Origin of the sequence: Desulfococcus sp., from assembly GCF_050178255.1 — a bacterium.
GTDB classification, from domain to species: Bacteria; Desulfobacterota; Desulfobacteria; order Desulfobacterales; family Desulfococcaceae; genus Desulfococcus; species Desulfococcus multivorans.
Window position 1 is genome coordinate 1,577 of the sequence record NZ_JBFXGG010000180.1, and the last position, 2,415, is coordinate 3,991.

The window sequence follows — 2,415 nt, forward strand, 5'->3', positions numbered from 1 at the left end:
TCCTCGGCTTTGATGCCGGGAAGCTCCGCGCGGACATAGTATTTGTCCTTGTCTTCGGTGATGTTGATCGCCGGGAATACCTTCGGCATCATGAGTCGCGCGCCCGGTCGGCCGTACATTGCATTGGTCAGCAAATCCATCCGGCGGGTCATGTCTACAAAGTCCGCAAACGGATTGCGCCAGCCCATGGACGGTAAACCGAATACATTTCTTGTCAGCATGATTCTTTCCTCCCTTTCGTTTAGTGCCTTTGTTAAGCTCATTGTTGGCCATGAAACATTAAGCGCTTTTTACCTCGATTTGTTTCACATCCGATTTCGGCAGCGCCTTTCTCGGCATGGTCACGGTCAACACGCCTTTTTTAAAGGTGGCGTTGACCTTGTCCTGATCCGCGTCCTCGGGAAGGGAAAGCACCCGCTGGAACGAACCGTAGGAGCGCTCCATCCGGTAGTAGTTCTTTTCCTTCTCTTCCTTTTCCTGTTTCTTTTCGCCGCTGATGGTCAGGGTGTCGTTGACGATCTCCAGCTTGACATCCTTTTCATCCACGCCGGGTATCTCAACGGTAATGGTGTACTCCTTCTCGTTAGCGCCAAGATCCAGGGTGGGCTTCAGGATGCCGTCGGCCAGTCGCGGAAACAGGGGCTGATCGAACCCGAACGGGGAGAGCCCGAAACCGCGGAAGGCCTGATCGAAAAGCCGGTCGATCTCATGATGAAACTGCTGCAGCGGATGAGCCGGCACACCGCCTTGTTCCTTGGCGTTTTCGCGTTTCACCGGCACCATTTTACCGGCATCCTCTTCTTCCTTCTTGAACCAATTCCAGGGAACCCATTTTTTGATGTCCATTGTTTGCCTCCTTTGTCTGTTGGTTTTGAAAATGACATTACTTTTAATGTTTTGCGTAAAAAGTAATGTCGCCAATCAGCATGTCAAGTCCTGTTGCTGATATTAGTCAAAAAAATTAACCGATTGAAAAAATAACAGGTTGCTCTTGTCAAAGCAGCGGGCTCAACAAGTGCGCCGTTGCATTCACCAGCCGTGTTCCAGGCGGTAGCTGGTTGAAATCATCGGCCGTCATCTCGTCGGCGTCTGCCAGCAGCCTGTCAAACCAGGCTGTAAGATCACGGTTTAAACCGGTATCACGCACAAAAGTGCTTAACTCGAAATTGAGCCGGAAACTACGAATGTCGAGGTTCGCGCTGCCGATGAGCACGCCGTCGTCATCAAACAGCATGGCCTTGGCGTGCGACATGCCGCGGTACTCGTAAATATGCACACCGCTTTGGAGCAATTCAGGGTAATAAGCACACGAGGCGCGCCGGACCAGAGGGTGATTGTTGCGCGCCGGCAGAATCAATCGCACATCCACACCCCTGTAAACGGCCGTGCGAAGCGCTAAAAGCAGGGCTTCATCCGGCACGAAGTAGGGGGTGGCGATCCATAGCCGCCACCGGCACTGGGTAACCGCCAGAAACACCATTTCCCGCGTCGTGTTGAATGCCTGATCCGGTCCGCTGACGATGGTTTCGCATATGGCACCTCCCTGATCAGCGGCGGGCATGCGCGGTTGGCTAAAAAAATAGCGACTGCTCGCAAGTTCTTCGCCGGTTGTGAAATACCAGTCGTCTATAAACACTTCTTGCAATTGATTGACCCCAGGACCGCTGATGACAATACCGAGGTCCTGCCAATCCACGAATTCCTCGCCGACATTAACGCCGCCGGTATAGGCTTTGCGGCCGTCGGCAACAATGAGCTTGCGGTGGTTCCGGAAGTTCAGGGTCGGCGTGGCGGACGCCAGCCGCATCGGCATGAAGCGCGCTACCTGGCCGCCGCATCGGATCAGTTCGGCAAAAAATCCCGATGGCAAACCAAGCGATCCCACGGCATCGTACATGACGCGCACCTGCACCCCTGATCGTGCCTTTTCAATCAACAGGTCGCGCAAGGTGCGGCCGACACGGTCATCGCGCCAGATATAGAAAAGCAGATGCAGATGATGCTCCGCTTCCCGGACCATCTCCATCCATGCCTGCTGGACTTCCGCCACACCGGTTAACAGGCTGACCCGGTTGCCCGGCGTAGCGGGAAAGACGCAATCGGTCATTTCCTGTGGCAGATGGGGTGCCAAAAGCGATGCAGTCCGTTGACGTGTTGAATACTCCGCTTTGGAATCCAGCATGTCACGCCGGGTTTCCGACAACGATCTCACCGTTGACCGGGAGCTGCCCCGCCGCCTGCGGACGCGGCCGCGCAGGTGAACCCGACCGAAAAGCCACCAGGCAGCCAAGGCCAGGGCCGGCAGGGCGAACAGCGCCAGAATCCAACTGACCGCTGCGATCGGCCTTCCGGCACGTTGCAGCAGCACGCTGGGCACGGTGAGCAGGGCGCCGACCCACGACAACGTCCACAAGA

General features: G+C 55.7%; 2 protein-coding genes and 1 pseudogene. All 3 read right to left on the reverse strand.

Going from position 1 to position 2,415, the window contains the following annotated elements:
• Positions 1-221: pseudogene (locus tag AB7S84_RS16835) on the reverse strand (Hsp20/alpha crystallin family protein); the annotation flags it as partial.
• A 58-nt stretch (positions 222-279) separates the two neighbouring features.
• Positions 280-846 (reverse strand): Hsp20/alpha crystallin family protein, encoded by a 567-nt coding sequence (locus AB7S84_RS16840; RefSeq protein WP_428155927.1) that lies wholly within the window; start codon positions 844-846, stop codon positions 280-282.
• Between the two features lie 148 nt (positions 847-994).
• On the reverse strand, positions 995-2,415 hold a 1,421-nt coding region (cls, locus tag AB7S84_RS16845), incomplete at its 5' end, for a cardiolipin synthase (protein ID WP_428155929.1).

What these genes read in the sequence shown, in the direction of transcription:
- AB7S84_RS16840 (WP_428155927.1), bottom strand. Translation starts at nt 846, where the DNA reads ATGGACATCAAAAAATGGGTTCCCTGGAATTGGTTCAAGAAGGAAGAA.